At 72.6% G+C, this 19,386-nt stretch carries 16 protein-coding genes and 1 tRNA gene; 8 read left to right on the forward strand and 9 right to left on the reverse strand.

The window, feature by feature from the left end:
- Positions 1-317: 317 nt before the first annotated feature.
- Positions 318-2,180, reverse strand: coding sequence for a DUF885 domain-containing protein (locus tag CR938_RS10940; protein WP_246191052.1), 1,863 nt, complete (start codon positions 2,178-2,180; stop codon positions 318-320).
- A gap of 119 nt (positions 2,181-2,299) precedes the next feature.
- Between CR938_RS10940 and folE the strand changes: the two genes are divergently transcribed.
- From folE to CR938_RS10960, 4 genes are all read left to right on the forward strand, one after another.
- Positions 2,300-2,893, forward strand: coding sequence for a GTP cyclohydrolase I FolE (folE, locus tag CR938_RS10945; protein WP_162125047.1), 594 nt, complete (start codon positions 2,300-2,302; stop codon positions 2,891-2,893).
- Positions 2,894-2,913: 20 nt separating this feature from the next.
- On the forward strand, positions 2,914-3,291 hold the full coding sequence (locus CR938_RS10950; RefSeq protein ID WP_162125048.1) for a YchJ family protein: 378 nt from the start codon (positions 2,914-2,916) through the stop codon (positions 3,289-3,291).
- A 226-nt stretch (positions 3,292-3,517) separates the two neighbouring features.
- Complete coding sequence (locus tag CR938_RS10955; RefSeq protein WP_246191053.1) at positions 3,518-4,462, forward strand: D-hexose-6-phosphate mutarotase; 945 nt, start codon at positions 3,518-3,520, stop codon at positions 4,460-4,462.
- Between the two features lie 370 nt (positions 4,463-4,832).
- The gene (locus CR938_RS10960) at positions 4,833-6,089 is read left to right on the forward strand and encodes a TCR/Tet family MFS transporter (RefSeq protein ID WP_162125049.1); all 1,257 of its coding nucleotides are present in this window, start codon (positions 4,833-4,835) and stop codon (positions 6,087-6,089) included.
- A gap of 3 nt (positions 6,090-6,092) precedes the next feature.
- Here CR938_RS10960 and CR938_RS10965 read toward each other — a convergent pair whose 3' ends face one another.
- The 6 genes from CR938_RS10965 to CR938_RS10990 all read right to left on the reverse strand — a co-directional run bounded on the left by CR938_RS10965 (position 6,093) and on the right by CR938_RS10990 (position 15,122).
- Positions 6,093-6,452, reverse strand: coding sequence for a PepSY domain-containing protein (locus CR938_RS10965; protein WP_246191054.1), 360 nt, complete (start codon positions 6,450-6,452; stop codon positions 6,093-6,095).
- A gap of 215 nt (positions 6,453-6,667) precedes the next feature.
- Positions 6,668-7,435, reverse strand: a complete 768-nt coding sequence (locus tag CR938_RS10970; protein ID WP_162125050.1) for an NRDE family protein — start codon at positions 7,433-7,435, stop codon at positions 6,668-6,670.
- Between the two features lie 5 nt (positions 7,436-7,440).
- Positions 7,441-8,322 carry a methylglyoxal synthase gene (locus tag CR938_RS10975; protein ID WP_162125051.1) on the reverse strand — a complete coding sequence of 294 codons (882 nt, stop codon included), beginning with the start codon at positions 8,320-8,322 and terminating at the stop codon, positions 7,441-7,443.
- A gap of 88 nt (positions 8,323-8,410) precedes the next feature.
- Positions 8,411-9,889 carry an FAD-dependent oxidoreductase gene (locus tag CR938_RS10980; protein WP_162125052.1) on the reverse strand — a complete coding sequence of 493 codons (1,479 nt, stop codon included), beginning with the start codon at positions 9,887-9,889 and terminating at the stop codon, positions 8,411-8,413.
- Positions 9,886-14,364 (reverse strand): glutamate synthase large subunit, encoded by a 4,479-nt coding sequence (gltB, locus tag CR938_RS10985; RefSeq protein WP_162125053.1) that lies wholly within the window; start codon positions 14,362-14,364, stop codon positions 9,886-9,888. Before gltB ends, CR938_RS10980 begins: the two co-directional genes overlap by 4 nt.
- Positions 14,365-14,747: 383 nt before the next feature.
- A complete protein-coding gene (locus CR938_RS10990) occupies positions 14,748-15,122 on the reverse strand; it encodes an I78 family peptidase inhibitor (protein ID WP_162125054.1) in 375 nt (124 codons plus the stop codon).
- Between the two features lie 65 nt (positions 15,123-15,187).
- Here CR938_RS10990 and CR938_RS10995 point away from each other — a divergent pair, with 65 nt between their 5' ends.
- Positions 15,188-16,402, forward strand: a complete 1,215-nt coding sequence (locus CR938_RS10995; RefSeq protein WP_425502441.1) for a DNA topoisomerase IB — start codon at positions 15,188-15,190, stop codon at positions 16,400-16,402.
- Here CR938_RS10995 and CR938_RS11000 read toward each other — a convergent pair.
- Positions 16,380-16,724, reverse strand: a complete 345-nt coding sequence (locus CR938_RS11000; RefSeq protein ID WP_162125055.1) for a hypothetical protein — start codon at positions 16,722-16,724, stop codon at positions 16,380-16,382. The genes CR938_RS10995 and CR938_RS11000 overlap by 23 nt on opposite strands.
- A gap of 236 nt (positions 16,725-16,960) precedes the next feature.
- Here CR938_RS11000 and CR938_RS11005 point away from each other — a divergent pair, with 236 nt between their 5' ends.
- Complete coding sequence (locus CR938_RS11005) at positions 16,961-18,304, forward strand: ferredoxin reductase family protein (protein WP_162125056.1); 1,344 nt, start codon at positions 16,961-16,963, stop codon at positions 18,302-18,304.
- 59 nt (positions 18,305-18,363) lie between these two features.
- On the opposite strand, the gene CR938_RS11010 is transcribed toward CR938_RS11005, so the two are convergent.
- Positions 18,364-18,440, reverse strand: a tRNA-Arg gene (locus CR938_RS11010).
- A 68-nt stretch (positions 18,441-18,508) separates the two neighbouring features.
- On the opposite strand from CR938_RS11010, the gene CR938_RS11015 reads away from it, so the two are divergent.
- The gene (locus CR938_RS11015) at positions 18,509-18,715 is read left to right on the forward strand and encodes a hypothetical protein (protein WP_246191056.1); all 207 of its coding nucleotides are present in this window, start codon (positions 18,509-18,511) and stop codon (positions 18,713-18,715) included.
- 6 nt (positions 18,716-18,721) lie between these two features.
- On the forward strand, positions 18,722-19,386 hold a 665-nt coding region (locus tag CR938_RS11020; RefSeq protein WP_162125057.1), incomplete at its 3' end, for a transposase.

Raw genomic sequence — 19,386 nt, forward strand, 5'->3', positions numbered from 1 at the left:
GCCCCCGACCCGTCCCCGTAGGAGCCGCGCCGGCGGCGAGCCGACCGGCCCGGCCGGCGCCGGCGCTCAACCGCCCGCATCCAGCCCCGGTGCGCGTGCGCGGCGACCCGGCGGTCTCCGGACTCGTCCGCGCACGCGAAGGTGTGGCGCCATCGGCGACGCCCACCGTGCCACGGCCATCGCTCAGGCGCCGCGCCGGTCCGCCGGCGCATCCGGCATCGGCGCTCCACCGCCCCGCACGACACAGGGGCACCGCCCAAAACGAACGGGCCGGGCGTCGCCGCCCGGCCCGCTGCGCGGAAAGACCGCCCCGCGGCTCAGTCTTCCTGCTTCTTCCGCTCGATCCAGCGGTCCACGCGCTGCTCCAGCAGGTCCAGCGGCATCGAGCCGCCGCCCAGCACGGTATCGTGGAAGCCGCGGATGTCGAAGCGCTCGCCCAGCTCGCGCTCGGCCTTCTGCCGCAGCTGCTGGATGCGGATCATGCCGATCTTGTACGCGGTGGCCTGGCCCGGGTTGACCAGGTAGCGGCGCACCTCCGAGCGGATCGCGTCCAGCGGGATGGAGCTGTTGGCGCGGAAGTAGTCCACCGCCTGCTCCTCGGTCCAGCCCTTGGCATGCAGGCCGGTGTCCACCACCAGGCGGATGGCGCGCCACATCTCGGTGGTCAGGCGGCCGTAGTCCGAGTACGGGTCCTGGTAGGTGCCCGGCATCTCCTTGGCCAGCCACTCCGAGTACAGGCCCCAGCCCTCGATGAAGGCGGTGCTGAAGTACTGGGTGCGGAAGGTCGGCACGCCGGTCAGCTCCTGGGCGATGGAGATCTGCATGTGGTGGCCCGGGATGCCCTCGTGGTAGGCCACCACCTCCAGCTCCGGCCTGGGCATGGCGTTCATGTCCGCCAGGTGCGCGTAGTAGATGCCCGGGCGCGAACCGTCCGGCGCGCCGGGGTAGTAGTGCTGGGCGGCACCGGGCTGCTCGCGGAACGGCTCCACGCGCTTGACCACCAGGTCGGCCTTGGGCAGCAGGCCGAAGTACTCCGGCAGGTGCTGCTTGATGTTGTCGATGACCCGGGTGGCCTCGTCGATGTAGGCCTGGCGGCCCTCGTCGGTGTTGGGGAACTTGAAGCGCGGATCGGTGGCGATGAACTTCCAGAACGCCTGCAGGTCGCCCTTGAAGCCCACCTTGTCCTTGAGCGCCTCCATCTCGCCGCGCAGGCGCGCCACCTCGGCCAGGCCCAGCTCGTGGATCTGGTCGGCGGTCATGTCCGTGGTGGTCATCTCGCGCAGCCGGTAGGCGTAGTACTCGGCGCCGTTGGGCTGGGTGCTGCCCACGCCGGACGGGTTCTCCAGCGCGTTGGGCATGTCCTCGTCGCACCAGGCGATCACCCGCTCGTAGGCCGGGCGCACGTGCTCCAGCAGGGCCTGGCGGGCCTGTTCCTTCAGCTCGTCGGCACGCTGGGCGCTGATCACGCCCTGCTCCGCCAGCGCGTCGGCCTTGGCCTTGGCGTCGGCCCACAGCGCGCTGTCGGCGCCATCGTCGAACGGCGCGCCGCTGATGACCTTGCGCGACTGGTCGCGCACGCCCTCGTAGGCGAACTTCGGCGGACGGATGCCCTGGCCGGCGGCGGCGCGGGCGCGCTGCAGCAGCTGGTCGAACATCACCGGCACCTTCTGCAGGCGCGAGACGTAGGCCAGGTAGTCCTTCTCGTCTTCCACCTTGTGGAAGTTGATCAGGAAGGTCGGCAGCGTGCTGTGCATGCCGTTCATCTGGTCGAACAGGTAGTCGTTGGCCAGGAACGGCATGCCGTCGCGTATGCTCTCGTACTGGCGCTTCCACAGCGCCCAGGAGACCTGCGCCTCCGGATCCAGCCTGTCGTAGTCGAAGCTGGACTCCATCTCGCGCACCGAGGCCTCCAGCCAGGCCAGCTGCCTGCGGATGGCCTCCTCGCTGACGTCGTCCAGCTGGTCGTTCAGGTCCTTGCGGCCGAGGAAGGACATCCGCAGCGGGCTGAACTGCAGGCTTTCCTCGTACTTCTGCTCGAACCAGGCGTTCAGGCGCTCGCTTTCGCTCTGGGCGGCCTGGGCGGTGGCGTCGGTGGCCGAAGTCTCGCCGGACTGGGGCGAGCAGGCCGCCAGGGCGAGGGCCAGGGCCAGGGTGCTGCAGACGAATGCGGTACGGCGCACGTTGCGTTCTCCGGAGTGACGGAAGCCCCCATTCTGTGGCGCGCGCGGCCCGGGGCCAAGGGGCGGGCGACCGGGCCGGCGCGGTACCATGGCCGTCCGTTCCCCCAGCCGCGCGCGCCATGAGCGACCGTATCCCCGATTCCCCCGTCACCCGGGCCCAGGCCGAGGAGGCCGTGCGCACCCTGCTGCGCTGGGCCGGCGAAGACCCCGGCCGCGAGGGCCTGCTCGACACCCCGCGGCGGGTGGTGGAGGCCTACGCCGACTGGTTCAGCGGCTACCGGGTCGACCCGCACGAGTACCTGTCCCGCACCTTCGAGGAGGTGGCCGGCTACGACGAGATGATCGTGCTGCGCGACATCGAGTACGAAAGCCACTGCGAGCACCACATGGCGCCGATCATCGGCCGTGTGCACGTGGGCTACCTGCCCAACGGCAAGGTGGTGGGCATCAGCAAGCTGGCCCGGGTGGTGGAGGCCTACGCCCGCCGCTTCCAGGTCCAGGAGAAGATGACCGCGCAGATCGCCCAGTGCATCCAGGACGTGCTCAACCCGCTGGGCGTGGGCGTGGTGGTCGAGGGCGTGCACGAGTGCATGACCACCCGCGGCATCCACAAGCGCGGGGTGAGCATGGTCACCTCGACCATGCTGGGCGCCTTCCGCGAGGACGCCCGCACCCGCGACGAGTTCCTGCGCTTCATCGAGGGCCGGCGCTGAGGCGCCGGCGGGAGGCTGTCATGCTCTGCCCGTGCGGCACCGGCCGCGAGTACGAAGACTGCTGCGGCCCCTGGCACGCCGGCGAGGCGGCGCCCGACCCGCTGGCCACCATGCGTTCGCGTTACAGCGCCTACGTGCTGGGCCTGCCGGACCACCTGCGCGCCACCTGGCATCCGTCCACCTGCCCGGCGCACCTGGACCTGGAAGACCCGGACGGCCGCCGCGTGGTCTGGCTGGGCCTGACCGTGAAATCGCACCGCGTCGCCGGCGACCGCGGCGAGGTGGAGTTCGTGGCCCGCTACCGGGTCGGCGGCGGCAGCGCGGTGCGCATGCACGAGCTGAGCCGCTTCGTCCGCGAGGGCGGGCGCTGGTACTACGTGGACGGCGACCTGTCCTGAGCCGGCAGGCGTGCCTCCCGGCGCCCGCCGGCCGGGTCGCGGGACCGGCGGCGTGGCGGGCGCGGGTATCATGCGCGCAACCTGCCGTCCGCACGCCCGCATGCACCCGATCCCGTCCCGGCTGACCGTCCTGCTGGCCTGCGCCCTGGCCGGGTGCGGTGGCGCCGGCGCGCGCGGGCCCGTGCCGGAGGCGGCGCATGCGCCTTCCCACGAGCCCGTTGCCACCATGCCCACGCCCCCCGCGTTCTCCCTGCCGTCCGATTTCACCGCCTGGCAGCAGTCGCCCGTGGTCGCGCCCGAGGCATCCGTGCTGGCCGTGCCGGGGGTGGCCTTCGGCACCTTCCAGGGACTGGAGGCGGTGCTGGTGGAGACCGCGCACGCCAGCGCGGCGGTGGCGCTGTTCGGGGGCCAGGTGCTCTCGTACGTGCCTCGCGGCGGGCAGGACGTGTTCTGGCTCTCGCCGCTGCGTGCGGCCCTGCCCACGCCGGTCCGTGGCGGCATCCCGGTGTGCTGGCCGTACTTCGGCCGCCAGGGCCAGGGCGAGGGCGTGCCCTCGCACGGGTTCGTGCGCACCCTGCCGTGGCGGCTGGTCGAGGCGCGCGCCGAGGACGAGGGCGTGACCGTGGTGCTGGAACCGCCGGCGCTGCAGGGCCTGGACCTGCGCGTGCGCAGCGAGGTCCATGTCGGCCGGCAGCTGCGGCAGCGGCTGGTCACCACCAATACCGGCGGCGCGCCGGTGGTGTTCACCGAGGCGCTGCACAACTACTTCCGCGTGGCCGACGTGGAGGCCGTGCGCGTCGAGGGCCTGGACGGCCTCACCTACCTGGACAAGAACGACGGCTACCGCGCCTACACCCAGCAGGGCGACTGGATCCTGGCCGATCCGCGCGATCCGGGCCGCAGCGACCGCACCTATCCGGGCGCCGGCGGCCGCTACCGGCTGGTCGATCCGGGGCTGGGTCGGGCGATCGAGCTGCAGGTGCAGGGTGGGCGCAGCGCCGTGGTGTGGAACCCGGGCGAGGCCGCGGCCGCGCGCATGGCCGACGTGGGGCCGTACTGGCGCGGCTTCCTGTGCGTGGAGGCGGCCAACGCCGGCCCCGACGTGGTCGCGCTGGATCCCGGCCGGCAGCACGTGCTGGAACAGCGCATCACCGTCACCCCGCTGCCGTAACCGCGCGCCGGGCGACCCGGGCCGTCGTTCGCATCCGTCACCCACCCACATCCGGCGCTGGCGCTCGTGGCGTGCCGATGCCACGGTAGGCGCCGCGTCCGCGGCGACCCGGCCGGCGTGGCCGGCGCCGGCGTTCAACCGCCCCACATCAGGCGCGGCACGGGTGCATGCGCGGTGGCCGGGCGCATCCGTCGCGTCGCCGCCGACGCGGCTCCCGCCGAGCTGGCCGCGAGGGCCGGTGGCGCCCGCAGGCGGCCACGGCGTCGTCGGAAATGTGGCCCACGCCACACGGGCGGTGTGGGCGCGCCCATGCCATCGGGCCGGGGCGCGCTACACTGCGCCGCTTCCGGCGGCCGCATGGGACCTGTTCGTGGATCTGACGCTGCTACGGCCGGGCGCACGTCGCGCCGCCCTGGTGTTCATCTTCATCACCGTGCTGATCGACGTGCTGGCCTTCGGCGTCATCATCCCGGTGCTGCCACACCTGGTGGAGGAATTCACCGGCGGTGACGTGGCCGCCGCCGCACGCTGGGTGGGCATCTTCGGCATGGTGTTCGCCGCCGTGCAGTTCGTGGCCACGCCGGTGCAGGGCGCGCTGTCGGACCGCTTCGGCCGGCGCCCGGTGATCCTGGTCTCCTGCCTGGGCCTGGGCCTGGACTTCGTGCTGATGGCGCTGGCCCGGTCGCTGGGCCTGCTGCTGGTGGCGCGCCTGGTCTCGGGTGTGGCCGCGGCCAGCTTCACCACCGCCAACGCCTACATCGCCGACGTCACCCCGCCGGAGCGGCGCGCGAAGAGCTACGGCATGATCGGCGCGGCCTTCGGCCTGGGCTTCGTGGTCGGCCCGCTGGTCGGCGGCTGGCTGGGCGCGATCGACCTGCGCCTGCCGTTCTGGTTCGCCGCCGGGCTGGCACTGCTGAACTTCCTCTACGGCCTGTTGGTGCTGCCGGAGTCGCTGCCGCCGGAGCGGCGCACGCGGCGCTTCGATCTGTCGCACGCCAACCCGCTGGGCGCGCTGGCGCTGCTGCGCAGCTATCCGCAGGTGGTGGGCCTGGCCGTGGTGGTGTTCCTGGCCAACCTGGCGCACTACGTCTATCCCAGCGTGTTCGTGCTGTTCGCCGACTACCGCTATGGCTGGGGTCCGCGCGAGGTCAGCTGGGTGCTGGCCGGCGTCGGAGTGATGGGCATCATCGTCAATGCGGTGCTGGTGGGCCGGGTGGTGCGCCGGCTGGGCGAGCGCCGCACCCTGCTGTTCGGCCTGGCCTGCGGCGTGCTGGGCTTCGCCATCTATGGCCTGGCCGGCACCGGCGCCCTGTTCCTGGCCGGCCTGCCGGTCAGCGCACTGTGGGCACTGGCCACGCCGTCCACCCAGTCGCTGATCACGCGGGCGGTGGGGCCGGAGGTGCAGGGCCGCATCCAGGGCGCGCTGATGAGCCTGGTCAGCCTGGCGGGCATCGCCGGGCCGCTGGTGTTCAGCCACGTGTTCGCGCTGTTCGTCGGCCAGGACGCGCCGGCGGAAGTGCCGGGCGCGCCCTGGTTCCTGGCTGCGCTGCTGCTCGGCGCCGGCTGGCTGGTGGCCTGGCGCCACGCGCGGCCGGCCGCGGCGGGCGGGGCCGCCGGACCGGCGTAGGCGTCAATCGTTCTCCACGCCCAGGATACGGCCGTCCTGCGGGTCCAGGCGGACCTCGACCTCGCGCCCGTCCGGGCGCTCGGCCTCGGCCTTCCACAGACCGTCGTCGTACTCGACGTCGTGGATCCTGGAATAGCCGGCCGCGGCCAGCCGGGCCTTGATGTCCTCGGCGCCCAGGCGCGATACCTGGCCCTCGGTATAGACCTTGCCGCTGGCCGGATCCACGCGCACGTCCACGCGCTTGCCGTCGGCGCTGGTGGCCTCGGCCTCCCACATGCCGTCCTCGAACTCGAGGTCGTCGACGCGGGTGAAGCCCTGTGCGGCCAGCAGCTCGCGCACTTCGGCCTGGGTCAGGGTGGCCACGGTGCCGGCGGTCTCCGCCTGGGCGCCGTTCTTGTGGGACTGGGCCGGCGCGCCAGGCGCCAGGGTGTGGCGGCCAGGATGGCCATGGCCAGGCCGGCCTTCGCGGTGCTGCGCATGGGGAGTCCTTTTGTCGTGTATGGGCCTGCAAGGCTGGCGCGGCCGGCCTGAGCGCGGAGTGAAGCCGCGCCGGTGCGTTCAGCGTGGACGCGGCGGGCTCAGGCGGCCGGCAGTTCCAGGCGGGTGCGGCCCAGCGGCGCGCCGTCCGGGCCCCAGCGCCGTTCCTCGACGATGCCGCCGCCGGCGCGGTCGAGCGCGACCACGGTGCTGGCGCGGGTGCCGTATTCGCGTCCGCGGATGAACGCCGGCGACAGCAGGCGTTCGCGTTCCAGGCCGATGCCGGTGTCCGGCAGGTACACGTCGGGCCAGGGCGTGTCGTCGGCCAGGGCCGCGAACAGCAGCCGGAACGAGGTGTCCTCCGGCGTGCCCTCCAGCCATTCGGCCAGGCTCACGCCCAGCGCCAGCGCCTTGGGCCAGGGCGCGTCCAGCTGTCCGTTGGACAGCACGTGCACGCCGTCGACCGGCCGGGCCAGCCGCTGCGGATGGTTGGAAAGCCAGCAGCAGGCCTGTGCGTCGAACAGCAGCAGGTTGAACGGGCGGAACGCGGCCGCCTGCGGCGCCAGCGCCTGCGCGTAGGCCTCCGCGCCCTCGCCGCCGCGCAGGTAGTCGCTGGCCAGCAGGCCGCGCGAGCGCCCGTCCTGCGGCGCGCGCGGGTCCCGCACGTTGGTCACCAGCGCGCAGCGGCCGCGCACGTCCACGCCCAGCCAGGTGCCGCCGCCCTCCAGGTCGCGGCCGGCGTACACCCCCGGGGCGTCCTCCCAGCCCGCCAGCGCCGCGCTCGGGCGGGCATGGAACTCGTCGCGGTTGCCGGCCAGCACCAGCCGCCAGCGCGGATGGGTGTTCCAGGCGAAGGCGACCACGCACATGGCGGTCAGCAGCGCCTCAGCGCGGCGCGGCGCCGCACCGCCGCCATCCAGCGCGCGGCCATGGCCGGCGAGGTGATGCACACGGCCGCGTCGGTCACCGTGGTCACCGCGCGCTCCAGCAGCTGGATGTCGGCCTCGTGCTGGCGCGCCACGTGCGGGTCCTCGAAGAACACCACCCGCTGGCACTGCCGTTGCAGCACCAGGTCGGCGATCTGTGCGTCGCCGCCCATCGGGCCGCTCTGGAAGCGGTCCACCCACGGCCGGTCCTGCGGCCAGCCGCGGCTCCAGGCCATCTCGTTGAGGCGCTGGCCGGTGGTGCCGGTGCCCACGCGCCGGGCGAAGCGTGAGAGCACGTCGAAGTGCTCGGCGGCGAAGGCCAACATCTGCGGCTTCATCGCATCGTGCGCGATCAGCGCCAGGGTCTGCGACTCGAACGCGTGGAAGCGGTCGGCCGCCGGGTCGGGGTCCAGGCCGGCGTGGATGCGTTCGTTCTCGATCCAGTCGCAGGCGCTGGCCACAGTGGAGATGAAGGGCTTGCCATGGATCACGCACTGGCGCTTGAGCGCCACCGCCTCGGGGAATACCGAGGACGGATCCACCGGGTCGATCAGGTAGATGGCCCCGTCCAGGGTGCGGTCCTCACCGGGCATGCCCACCACCTCGGCCACCAGCCGCATCAGTCCGCCGTCGCGGCCGTACGGGTAGCGCTTCAGGCCGGGATGCCCGGCCAGCAGACCGGCGCGCACGATGGCGTCGTGAGTGCGGCCGACCGCGTGCAGCTCCAGCCCCAGCTCGCGGATCGCCGGCGCGCAGGCGCGCAGCCAGCGGAACAGGCCGGCGTCGCGGGTGGCGTGGTGCAGGCGGTTGGCGGCAAGTCCCAGGCGCATGTGACGGTCCGTGTGTGGCGGGTCCGCCAGTGTAGGAAAACGTCGCCGCGTGCGGCGATGCCGGCCGCCACGGGGCGGCCGGCGGGTCTCAGGCCGCCACCGCCGCCGTCTGCCCGGCCAGGGCCTGGGCGATGCTGGCGGCCGCGTCGCGGCCTTCGGCCACCGCGGTGACCACCAGGTCGGCGCCGCGCACCGCGTCGCCACCGGCGAACACGCGCGGGTTGGCGGTCTGGTACGGCAGCCGCCCGGGGCCGCCGGTGACGATGCGGCCGTTGGCCGTGCCCTCGATGCCGGCCTGGCGCATCCACTCCGGCACGCTGGGCGAGAAGCCGAAGGCGATGATCACCACGTCGCAGCCGATCACCGACTCGCTGCCCTCGATCGGCACGGGTGCGCGGCGGCCGCGTGCGTCCGGCTCGCCCGGCCTCGTCTCCACCATGCGCACGCCGGTGACGCGGTTGTGCTCGTCGGTCTCGATGGCCAGCGGCTGGCGGTTGAACAGGAAGCGCACGCCCTCCTCGCGGGCGTTGGCCACCTCGCGTGCCGAACCGGGCATGGAGGCCTCGTCGCGGCGGTAGGCACAGGTGACCCGGCCCGCGCCCAGGCGGATGGCGCTGCGCACGCAGTCCATGCCGGTGTCGCCGCCGCCCAGCACCAGCACGCGCCGGCCGCCCAGATCGGGCAGCCGGATGCGGTCCTCCCAGCCGGCGATCGGCCGGCTCTGCGCGGTGGCCGGGTCGGTGCCGGTGACGATGCGCCCGTTCTGCACCAGGAACGGCAGCGCCGGCAGCACGCCCTCGGCGTCCTGGCCGGGCAGGCCGCCGTCGGTGTAGCGGTAGGCGCCCGTGCCCAGGAATACGGCGTCGTACTCGTCCAGCAGCTGCTCCAGGGTGACGTCGCGGCCCACCTCCACGCCCAGGCGGAACTGAATGCCCATGCCCTCCAGCACCTGGCGGCGGCGCGCGATCACCGCCTTGTCGAGCTTGAAGGTGGGGATGCCGAACTGCAGCAGGCCGCCGATCTGCTCGTAGCGGTCGTAGACCACGGCCTGGATGCCGGCGCGGGCCAGGCGGTCGGCGCAGGCGATGCCGGCCGGACCGGCGCCGACCACGGCCACGCGGCAGCCGGTGGGCTGCACGTCGGACAGGTCCGGGCGCCAGCCCTGGTCCAGGGCGGTGTCCACGATGTACTTCTCCACCGCGCCGATGGTCACTGCGCCGAAGCCGTCGTCGAGCGTGCAGCTGCCCTCGCACAGACGGTCCTGCGGGCAGACGCGGCCGCACACCTCCGGCAGCGGGTTGGTGCTGTGGCACAGCTCGGCCGCCTCGAGGATGCGGTTCTCCTGCACCAGCTGCAGCCACTGCGGGATGGCGTTGTGCACCGGGCACTTCCAGCTGCAGTAGGGATTGCCGCAGTCCAGGCAGCGGCCGGCCTGGTGGCGCGCCTCGGCGGCACCGAACCTGCCGTACAGCTCGCCCCAGTCGCCGGCGGTGCGCAGTTCCACCGGGATGCGGCGCGGCATCTCCCGCGGCAGGTCGAGGAACTGGAAGACGTTCGCGCGGCTCATGCGGCCCTCCGCAGGGTGTCGGCCAGGGACTCCAGGCTGGCGGCCTTGGGTTTCACCAGCCAGAACTTGCCGATGTAGTCGCGGAACTCGTCCAGGATCTGCTGCGCCCAGATGCTGCCGGTCAGCTCGCGGTGGCGCTGGATCAGGCGGTGCAGGTGCTGGCGGTGGTTCTCGAAGCCTTCCGGGCTGATGCGGTGGATGTCGATCAGCTCGTGGTTGAAGCGGTCCACGAAGTCGCGGTCCAGGTCCAGCACGTAGGCCAGGCCGCCGGTGAAGCCGGCACCGAAGTTCAGGCCGACCTTGCCCAGCACCAGCACCACGCCGCCGGTCATGTACTCGCAGCAGTGGTCGCCGGCGCCCTCCACCACCGCCAGCGCGCCGGAGTTGCGCACGGCGAAGCGCTCGCCGGCGCGGCCGGCGGCGAACAGCTCGCCGCCGGTGGCCCCGTACAGGCAGGTGTTGCCGATGATCGGGGTGTTGCGCGCCTCGAAGCGCGCCCCGCGTGGCGGGCGGATCACCAGGCGGCCGCCGGCCATGCCCTTGCCGACGTAGTCGTTGGCCTCGCCTTCCAGCTCCAGGTGCAGGCCACCGGCGTTGAACGCGCCGAAGCTCTGCCCGGCGGTGCCGCGGAAATGCAGGGTGATCGGCGCGTCGGCCATGCCCTGGTTGCCGTGGGCGCGGGCGATGGCGCCGGACAGGCGCGCGCCGATGCTGCGGTCGGTGTTGTGGATCAGGTAGCGGTGCTCGCCGCCCTTCCTGTCGCGGATGGCATCGGCCAGCTGCAGGTCCAGCTGGGTGGCCAGGCTGTCGGGCGATTCGTACAGGCGCTGGGCGGCGCAGTGGCCGTCCTGCCGCGGGGCGCCGGCCAGCAGGCGCGATAGGTCCAGGCGCACGTGCTCGCGCGGGGCCGCGTCGATCTGCTCCAGCAGGTCGGTGCGGCCGACGATCTCGTCCAGCGAGCGCGCGCCCAGGTAGGCCAGCCACTGCCGCACCTCCTCGGCCAGCAGGCGGAAGAAGTTCTCCACCCGCTCCGGCAGGCCGGTGAAGTGCGCGCTGCGCAGGCGTTCGTCCTGGGTGGCCACGCCGGTGGCGCAGTTGTTGAGGTGGCAGATGCGCAGGTACTTGCAGCCCAGCACGATCATCGGCGCGGTGCCGAAGCCGAAGCTGTCGGCGCCCAGCAGCGCCGCCTTGACCACGTCCAGGCCGGTCTTCAGGCCGCCGTCGGTCTGCAGGATGGTGCGCTCGCGCAGGTCGTTGGCCACCAGCGCCTGGTGGGTCTCGGCCACGCCCAGCTCCCACGGCACGCCGGCGTAGCGGATCGAGCTGATCGGGCTGGCGCCGGTGCCGCCGTCGTGGCCGGACACGGTGATCAGGTCGGCGCCGGCCTTGACCACACCGGCGGCGATGGTGCCCACGCCGGCATGGCTGACCAGCTTGACCGAGACCAGCGCCTGCGGGTTGACCTGCTTGAGGTCGTAGATCAGCTGGGCCAGGTCCTCGATGGAGTAGATGTCGTGGTGCGGCGGCGGGCTGATCAGGCCGATGCCCGGGCGTGCGTAGCGCAGGCGGGCGATCAGCTCGTTGACCTTGTGGCCCGGCAGCTGGCCGCCCTCGCCCGGCTTGGCGCCCTGGGCGATCTTGATCTGCAGCACCTCCGCGTTGACCAGGTACTCGGGGGTGACGCCGAAGCGGCCGGAGGCCACCTGCTTGATCTTGGAGCGCTTCCCGGTGCCGTAGCGGGCCGGGTCCTCGCCGCCCTCGCCGGAGTTGGAGCGCCCGCCCAGGCGGTTCATGGCGATGGCCAGGGCCTCGTGCGCCTCGGGCGAGAGCGCGCCCAGGGAAATGGCGGCGGTGTCGAAGCGGCGCAGCAGGTCCGAGGCCGGCGCCACTTCCTCCAGCGGCACCGGGGCTCCGGCCGGCTTGAGCGCCAGCAGGTCGCGCAGCGCCGAGGGCGGGCGCGAGTGCACCGCCTCGGTGTAGGCCTTCCAGTCGGCCGGGTCGCCGGTGCGGGTGGCCTTCTGCAGGCTCATCACCACGTCCGGGTTGAACATGTGGTACTCGCCGCCGTGCACGTACTTGATCAGGCCGCCGATCTCCGGCCGGGCGCGGTCGTTCCACGCCGCCTCGGCCAGCGCGCGGGCGTCGGCGTCCAGGCGGGCGAAGCCGGCCCCGCCCACCCGCGAGGGCGTGCCGGCGAAGCACAGCTCCACCACCTCGCGGTCCAGGCCGACGATCTCGAACAGCTGCGCACCGCGGTAGCTGGCGATGGTGCTGATGCCCATCTTCGAGATGATCTTGGACAGGCCCTTGTAGATGCCCTTGCGGTAGCTGCGGCCGATCTCGGCCACCTCGCCACCCTTCTTCAGCTGCAGGATGCCGCGCCGGCCCAGGTCGAACAGGGTCTGGTAGGCCAGGTACGGATAGACCGCGGTGGCGCCGTAGCCGAGCAGGCAGGCGAAGTGGTGCGGATCGCGCGCGGTGCCGGTTTCGATGATCAGGTTGACGTCGCAGCGCAGGCCCTTGGCGCACAGGTGGTGGTGGACCGCGCCGGTGGCCAGCAGGGCGTGCACCATCGGCCGGCCGCGCACCGGATAGCGGTCGGTCAGCAGCAGCATGACCTTGCCGTCGCGCGCGGCCTGCTCGGCCTCGCGGCAGATGCGCTCGATGCCGGCCTTCAGGCCCTCCTCCGGCGTGTAGGACAGGTCGATCTGCGCGTGCTGGCGGTCGTAGGGGGCCATGCGCAGGATCTGCCGCAGCTTGCGCTGCGACAGCACCGGCGAGTTGAGGATGATGTGGTTCACCGTCTCCGGCCCGGCATGGAAGATGTTGGTCTCCTTGCCGAGCTGGGTGGACAGCGACATCACGCAGCTCTCGCGCAGCGGGTCGATCGGCGGGTTGGTGACCTGGGCGAAAGCCTGGCGGAAGTAGTCGAACAGCGGCCGCGCCCGGCGGCTGAGCACCGCCAGCGGGGTGTCGTCGCCCATCGAGCCGGTCGGTTCCTGCTCGGTCTCGGCCATCGGCCGCAGCACCTGCTCCACCTCCTCGACGCTGAGCTGGAACAGCTTGTGGTAGCTGCGCAGGGTCTTCTCGTCGAACGGCTCCTCGGCCAGCGACGGGTCGATCAGCTCGGTCTGCAGGTAGGTCACGCCCTGGTGCAGCCACTGCTTGTACGGGGCGCGGCCGCGGTTGATGCGGTCGATGGCCTCGCTGTCCAGCAGGTCGCCGCGCTTGAGGTCGATGGCGATCATCTCGCCCGGGCCCAGCTTGCCCTTGCGCACCACCCGCTCGGTCGGCACCTCCCAGACGCCGGCCTCGGAGGCGACGATGAAGTGGCGCTCAGAGGTCAGCAGCCAGCGCGAGGGACGCAGGCCGTTGCGGTCCAGGGTGCAGGCGGCGTAGCGCCCGTCCATCGAGACGATGCCGGCCGGGCCGTCCCACGGCTCGGTGTTGAGCGCGTAGAACTCGTAGAACGCGGCCAGGTCGGCGTCCTTGAACTCCAGCGACTGGGTCGCCGGCGGCACCAGGATGCGCAGGGCCTGGATCAGCTCCATGCCGCCGGCCACCAGCAGCTCGAGCATGTTGTCCAGGCTCTGCGAGTCCGAGCCGTGCATGGACACCAGCGGGTCGAACTCGGCGATGTCGAAGCGCGGGGTCTTCCACACCTTGCCGCGCGCCTGCGCCCAGCGCCGGTTGCCTTCGATGGTGTTGATCTCGCCGTTGTGGGCGAGCATGCGGAACGGGTGCGCCAGTGGCCAGCGCGGCAGGGTGTTGGTGGAAAAGCGCTGGTGGAAGACCACGGCGCTGGAGGCCAACTCGGCGCGCATCAGGTCCGGGTAGAAGCGCGCCAGCTTGTCCGGCAGCACCATGCCCTTGTAGCCGATGGCATGTGGCGAGAGGGTCACCACGTAGAAGTCGGACACCTCGCGCAGGCGCTGCTCGGCGCGCCGGCGCGCCACGAACAGGGCCACGAAGAAGGCCTCCTCGTCCTGGCCGGCGCCGGCCTGGACGAACAGCTGCTGGATCAGCGGCAGGGTGTCGCGCGCCAGCTGCCCGCACACCTGCGGATCGGTGGGCACCTCGCGCCAGCCGCGCACGTCCACGCCGACGCGGTGCAGCTCGGCCTCCAGCACGTCGCGGCAGTGCGCGGCCTGGCCTTCGTCATGCGGCAGGAACACCAGCCCGGCGGCCAGGCGCGCGTCCGCATCCAGGGCGATGCCGGCCTCCCGCGCGAGCGCGCGCAGGAACGCGGTGGGTTTGCGGATCAGCAGGCCGCAGCCGTCGCCGGTGAGGCCGTCGGCGGCCACGCCGCCGCGGTGGGTCATCCGCGAGAGCGCGGCAATGGCGGTGTCCACCAGCGCGCGCGAGGGCTGGTCGTCCAGCTGCGCGATCATGCCGAAGCCGCATGCGTCGCGTTCGGTACGAGGGTCGTGGAGCCCGGCCGGCTCCCGATGCCCGTGGCGGTCGCGAAGGGCCATCTGTACCTCGAACAGCAGCAGGTTTTCCGGAGGTTTTTCCGGAAAACGGTGAGGGCGGCACCGCGCACAGTTTCCGTGGAAACTGACGCGACCGAAATGTCGCCGGAATTCCGACTAAAACACAGTTGTTGCGGTGCCGCAAGCCGCCCCGGCCATCCTCCTGAACACCCCAACACCACGCGTTTTTCCGTGCAGGCGCCGCGTCAGCGCCGGCCCCGCCGGCGCATCCGCGCGGGTGTTCAACCGCCGCCATCGCACACGCTCCGGTGAATGCATCCACCGCGTCGCCGCTGGCGCGCTCGTGCAGGAGCAGCCGCGTCCGCCGTCCATACGGAAAACGCCGGCGCGGTGGCCGGCGTTTCCGGATCCGTTTGCAAGCGCGCTCAACCGCAGCGCAGGGCGACGATGGTGTTGGACTCGTCCACTTCCACGTTCAGGCGTGCCCCGTCGAACTCCAGGGTGACCGCCTGGCCCGGGCGCAGCACGCGCACGCGTTCGGCATGGGCATCCTCGCGGGCCTGTTCGACGGTGGCCTCGTCGGCGGGCTGGCCGACCAGCCCCTGCACCGGGCTGGCATCGCACACCGGTGCCGGCGGCGTGCCCTCGGCGGGCTGCATGGCGGCCTCGGCGGCCTGGCGCGCGGCGACCTCGGCCTGCTCCTGTTCGGCCTCGTCCAGCTTCTGCATGTCCTCCTGGCTGCAGGCGGACAGGGCCAGGGTGGTGGTCGCGGCAAGGAGCAGGCAGAGACTCGTACGCATGGGGCCTCCCGGTCGAGAAGTGTCGAAGCTTGCCGCAGTCCGCATTCGCGATGCGTTAACCGGCGTTGGCGGCATTGACGCGGACACGGCGCGGGCGGGCGGACACTGCGGGCCTCCCCGCCGCGCCGGAGCCCGCCTTGCCTGCCACCACCGCCATCCGGCCGTCCGCCGAAGACACCTGCGGCCGCGGCCTGGTCCACGTCACCGACGCCATGCCCGGCCTACGCCGCCGGCGCTGCGGGCGGGGCTTCGCGTACCACTATGACGACGGCCGCGCGGTGCGCGAGGCGGCCACCCTGGCGCGCATCCGCGCCCTGGCCATCCCGCCGGCCTGGCGCGACGTGTGGATCTGTGCGGATCCCTGCGGCCACGTGCAGGCCACCGGCCGCGACGCGCGCGGGCGCAAGCAGTACCGCTACCACCCGGAGTGGGCGCGCCGCCGCGGCGCGGGCAAGTTCGCGCGCATCGTCGCCTTCGGCCGCGCACTGCCGGCGCTGCGCCGGCGGTTGCGGCGCGACCTGGCCCTGCCCGGCCATCCCTGCGACAAGGTGCTGGCCATCGTGGTGGCGGTGATGGACGAGACCCTGCTGCGCATCGGCAACGACAGCTACCGCCGCGAGAACGGCTCCTACGGCCTGACCACGTTGCGCAACCGCCACGTGGCCTTCCTGGCCGGCGGGCGGGCGCACATCGCCTTCCGCGGCAAGGCCGGGCAGGTGCAGGAGGCGGTGATCGATGACCGGCGCCTGGTCCGGCTGGTGCGTCGCTGCCGCGAGCTGCCGGGCCAGGCCCTGTTCCAGTACCGCGACGACGAAGGCGCACTGGTGCCGGTGCAGTCGGCGCAGGTCAACGGCTACCTGCGGCAGGCGATGGGCGAGGATTTCACCGCCAAGGACTTCCGCACCTGGGGCGGCACCCTGGCGGCCATGCGCGGCCTGGCCGCGCTTGCCCCGGCGCCGGACTGCGGGCGCGAACGCGCGGGCCGGCAGGCCCAGGTGGTGAAGGCGGTGGCCGAGGCCCTGGGCAACACGCCGGCGGTGTGCCGCAGCGCGTACATCGACCCGTGCGTGTTCGAGGGTTGGGTCGACGGGAGCCTGCAGTGTGCCTGCGCCGGTTGCCGTGGGCAGCGGCAGTGGGAGCGGGCGGCCCTGGCCTTCCTGCGCCGCGCCCACGGCGGCCGCGGCCGGGTGGCGCGTGGCCCGGCGCCCGCGGGCCGGCCGCCGCGGCGCGGGCGGCGCATGCAGGCGCGGGCCGGGGTCAGCCGCAGCGCATCCCGGTGATGGCGTGGTTGGCGCCGGTCTCGACGATCAGCTCCTCCCCGCCGGAGGCGGTGGCCGGGATCTCCGGGCGGGTGGCGCTGGCCGGCCGTTCCGCGACGCTGCGCACCACCCGCACCCGCAGGCTGTCGCTGTCGATGCGGGCGCGCTCCAGGGTGGGCGCGGCCGCGGCCAGGCCGACCGCGCCGCGCACCCTGTCCAGGTGGCACTGGCCCGAGACCACGCCGTCCACGGGTTCGACGCGGGCGATGCCGGGGCCGGTGGCGCAGGCGGCGAGGGCCAGGGCGGCCAGGGCGGGCAGTGCGGGCAGGAAGCGACGGTCCATGGTGTTTCTCCTTGGCGGCCGTCCCAGCTTGGCCGGGGGAACGTGGGGAGTGCATGAAAAGGGCGATGCTGGATGGGGGCCGCTGAACGGCGGATGTGCCGTGCGGCGGCGGGCGGCAGGGCCGGCTTGTGCAGGATCAAGGCGCGTGGCCTGCCACAGGTCCACTCTGCCGTGATCGGGCGGAACGCGGGCGGGCCCGCCCCGGACCGCCCGGGCGCCGATGCGGAGCGAAGCGGATGAAGCGGATTCTTTGGACGTTCTGGATGTTCCTGCTGGCCCTGTGCGTGCTGTGGCTGCTGGCCGACACGCTGTGGCCGGAGCCGCCGGGCTACTTCGCCTTCCGCACCGTCTGGGTGCAGTTCAGCGGCGTGCTGGCCATCGGCGTGATGTCGCTGGCGATGGTGCTGGCGACCCGGCCCATGTGGCTGGAGCCGCGCCTGGGCGGGCTGGACAAGCTGTACCGCCTGCACAAGTGGCTGGGCATTACCGCGCTGGTGACCGCGACGGTGCACTGGCTGTGGGCCAAGGGCACCAAGTGGGCGGTGGGCTGGGGCTGGCTGGAACGGCCGGTGCGCAAGCCGCGCGGGGTGGCGGAGGACATGGGCCTGGTCGAGTCCACCCTGCGCGGCTGGCGCGGGCTGGCCGAGGACCTGGGCGAGTGGGCCTTCTACGTGGCCGCGGTGCTGCTGGTGCTGGCCCTGGTCAAGCGTTTCCCGTACCGCTGGTTCGCCAGGACCCACCGCTGGATCGCGGTGGTCTACCTGGTGCTGGCCTTCCATGCCCTGGTGCTGGTGAAGTTCGAGTACTGGGCCCGGCCGGTGGGGTGGGCGCTGGCGCTGCTGCTGGCCAGCGGCAGCGTGGCGGCGGTGTGGGTGCTGCTGGGCCGGACCGGCGCCAGCCGCACCGCGCACGGCGTGATCGAGTCCCTGCAGCACTATCCGGGGATGAACGCGCTGGAGACCACCCTGCGCATGGACGCGGACTGGCGCGGCCACCGTCCCGGGCAGTTCGCCTTCGCCATGTCCGATCCGGAGGAGGGGCCGCATCCCTACACCCTGGCCTCGGCCTGGGACCCACAGGACCGGCGCATCACCTTCATCACCAAGGCCCTGGGCGACCACACCCGGCGCCTGCCCGAGCGCCTGCGCGTGGGCATGCGGGTCGAGGTCGAGGGGCCGTACGGCTGCTTCACCTTCGACGACGCCTGCCCGCGCCAGATCTGGATCGGCGCGGGCATCGGCATCACCCCGTTCATCGCGTGCCTGCAGTACCTGGCCAGGCACCGCGACCGCGACCCGCGTCCGATCGACCTGTTCCATCCGGCCAGCGTCGCCGATGCGCAGGGCATCGCCCGGCTGCGCGCCGATGCCGCGGCGGCCGGGGTCACCCTGCACCTGTTCACCGGCCCCGAGGGTGGGCGCCTGACCGGGGACCTGCTGCGCACCCTGGTGCCGGACTGGAAGCGGGCCAGCGTCTGGTTCTGCGGCCCGGCCCCCTTCGGCCGCGTGCTGCGCCGCGACCTGGTGGCGCACGGCCTGGCGCCGGCGGCGTTCCACCAGGAGCTGTTCGAGATGCGCTGAGCGGCCGCGGACGCGACGGCGCCGGACCGGCGGGCCCGGCACCGCGGCCGGAAGACGGATGGCGCGCCTGGAGGGATTCGAACCCCCGACCAACGGCTTCGGAAGCCGCTACTCTATCCGGCTGAGCTACAGGCGCGTGGGCATGGATTGTAACGGAATACGGCCATCGGGGGCACGGGGGTGTTTCCTTGCCAACGATGCCGCATGCTGCTGATCTCCCTGGCCTGGAGCGTGCTGGCCGACGTGTTCGCCGCCGGCGAGGCCAAGCGCCTGTTCGCCCTGATGGCCTCCGGCGCCTCCGCCGGCGGCCTGCTCGGCCCGGTCCTGACCACCCTGCTGGTCGGCCCGCTGGGCCACGGCGGCCTGCTGCTGGGCACTTCTCGAAACCTCCCTCCCCCTTGCAGCCCGTGAGCCGGCATGATGTCGCCCATGATCACCCCGCGCATCAAGCCCTCGTCTTTCTGGCGTCACCAGCCTGGCGCTGACCTGTTCGTGCAGGACCAGCGCCAAGCCAAGTTCGGCGGCTTCATTGCCAACCTGGCAGCAATGGACGAACTGATCGACTTCGCGGCCATTGCCGCCCGGGTCGACACCGCCTGCCCTCGCGCTGACCGTAGCAAAGGCGCTCGCCCGCCGTACCCCACTGAGGTGATGGTGCGGCTGCTGTTCATCCAGTCGCTGTACAACCTCAGCGACGAGGACTGCGAGTACCAGGTGCTGGACCGCATGAGCTTGCCGCACTTCTGCCGCCTGGACGGAGCACTGCACATCCCCGATGCGCGCATGCTGTGGAGTTTCAAGCAGCGCTTGGCCCAAGGCGGTCTGGGCGGGCGCGCCATCTTCGAGGCGGTGAGCCTGCAGTTGCAGCAGCACGGCTACATCCCGCGCGGCGGGCAGATCGTGGATGCCAGCATCGTGCAGGCACCGCTCACCCAGGCGAACAAGGACGAGCGCCAAGCGCTCAACGAAGGCCGCAGGCCCGAGGGCTGGAATGCCAAGCGGCTGCAGCACACCGACCGCGACGCGCGCTGGACCAAGAAGCACGGCAAGAGCTTCTACGGCTACAAGGTGCACGCCAACGC

This window comes from Pseudoxanthomonas taiwanensis (assembly GCF_010093135.1).
Taxonomy (GTDB): domain Bacteria; phylum Pseudomonadota; class Gammaproteobacteria; order Xanthomonadales; family Xanthomonadaceae; genus Pseudoxanthomonas; species Pseudoxanthomonas taiwanensis.

Excerpts from the sequence above, each read along its gene's own strand:
- CR938_RS11015 (WP_246191056.1), top strand. The coding sequence starts at position 18,509 with ATGCTGCTGATCTCCCTGGCCTGGAGCGTGCTGGCCGACGTGTTCGCC.
- CR938_RS11005 (WP_162125056.1), top strand. The coding sequence starts at position 16,961 with ATGAAGCGGATTCTTTGGACGTTCTGGATGTTCCTGCTGGCCCTGTGC.
- CR938_RS10990 (WP_162125054.1), bottom strand. The coding sequence starts at position 15,122 with ATGCGTACGAGTCTCTGCCTGCTCCTTGCCGCGACCACCACCCTGGCC.
- CR938_RS10975 (WP_162125051.1), bottom strand. The coding sequence starts at position 8,322 with ATGCGCCTGGGACTTGCCGCCAACCGCCTGCACCACGCCACCCGCGAC.
- CR938_RS11000 (WP_162125055.1), bottom strand. The coding sequence starts at position 16,724 with ATGGACCGTCGCTTCCTGCCCGCACTGCCCGCCCTGGCCGCCCTGGCC.
- CR938_RS10950 (WP_162125048.1), top strand. The coding sequence starts at position 2,914 with ATGCTCTGCCCGTGCGGCACCGGCCGCGAGTACGAAGACTGCTGCGGC.
- CR938_RS10955 (WP_246191053.1), top strand. The coding sequence starts at position 3,518 with ATGCCCACGCCCCCCGCGTTCTCCCTGCCGTCCGATTTCACCGCCTGG.
- CR938_RS10980 (WP_162125052.1), bottom strand. The coding sequence starts at position 9,889 with ATGAGCCGCGCGAACGTCTTCCAGTTCCTCGACCTGCCGCGGGAGATG.
- gltB (WP_162125053.1), bottom strand. The coding sequence starts at position 14,364 with ATGGCCCTTCGCGACCGCCACGGGCATCGGGAGCCGGCCGGGCTCCAC.
- folE (WP_162125047.1), top strand. The coding sequence starts at position 2,300 with ATGAGCGACCGTATCCCCGATTCCCCCGTCACCCGGGCCCAGGCCGAG.
- CR938_RS10970 (WP_162125050.1), bottom strand. The coding sequence starts at position 7,435 with ATGTGCGTGGTCGCCTTCGCCTGGAACACCCATCCGCGCTGGCGGCTG.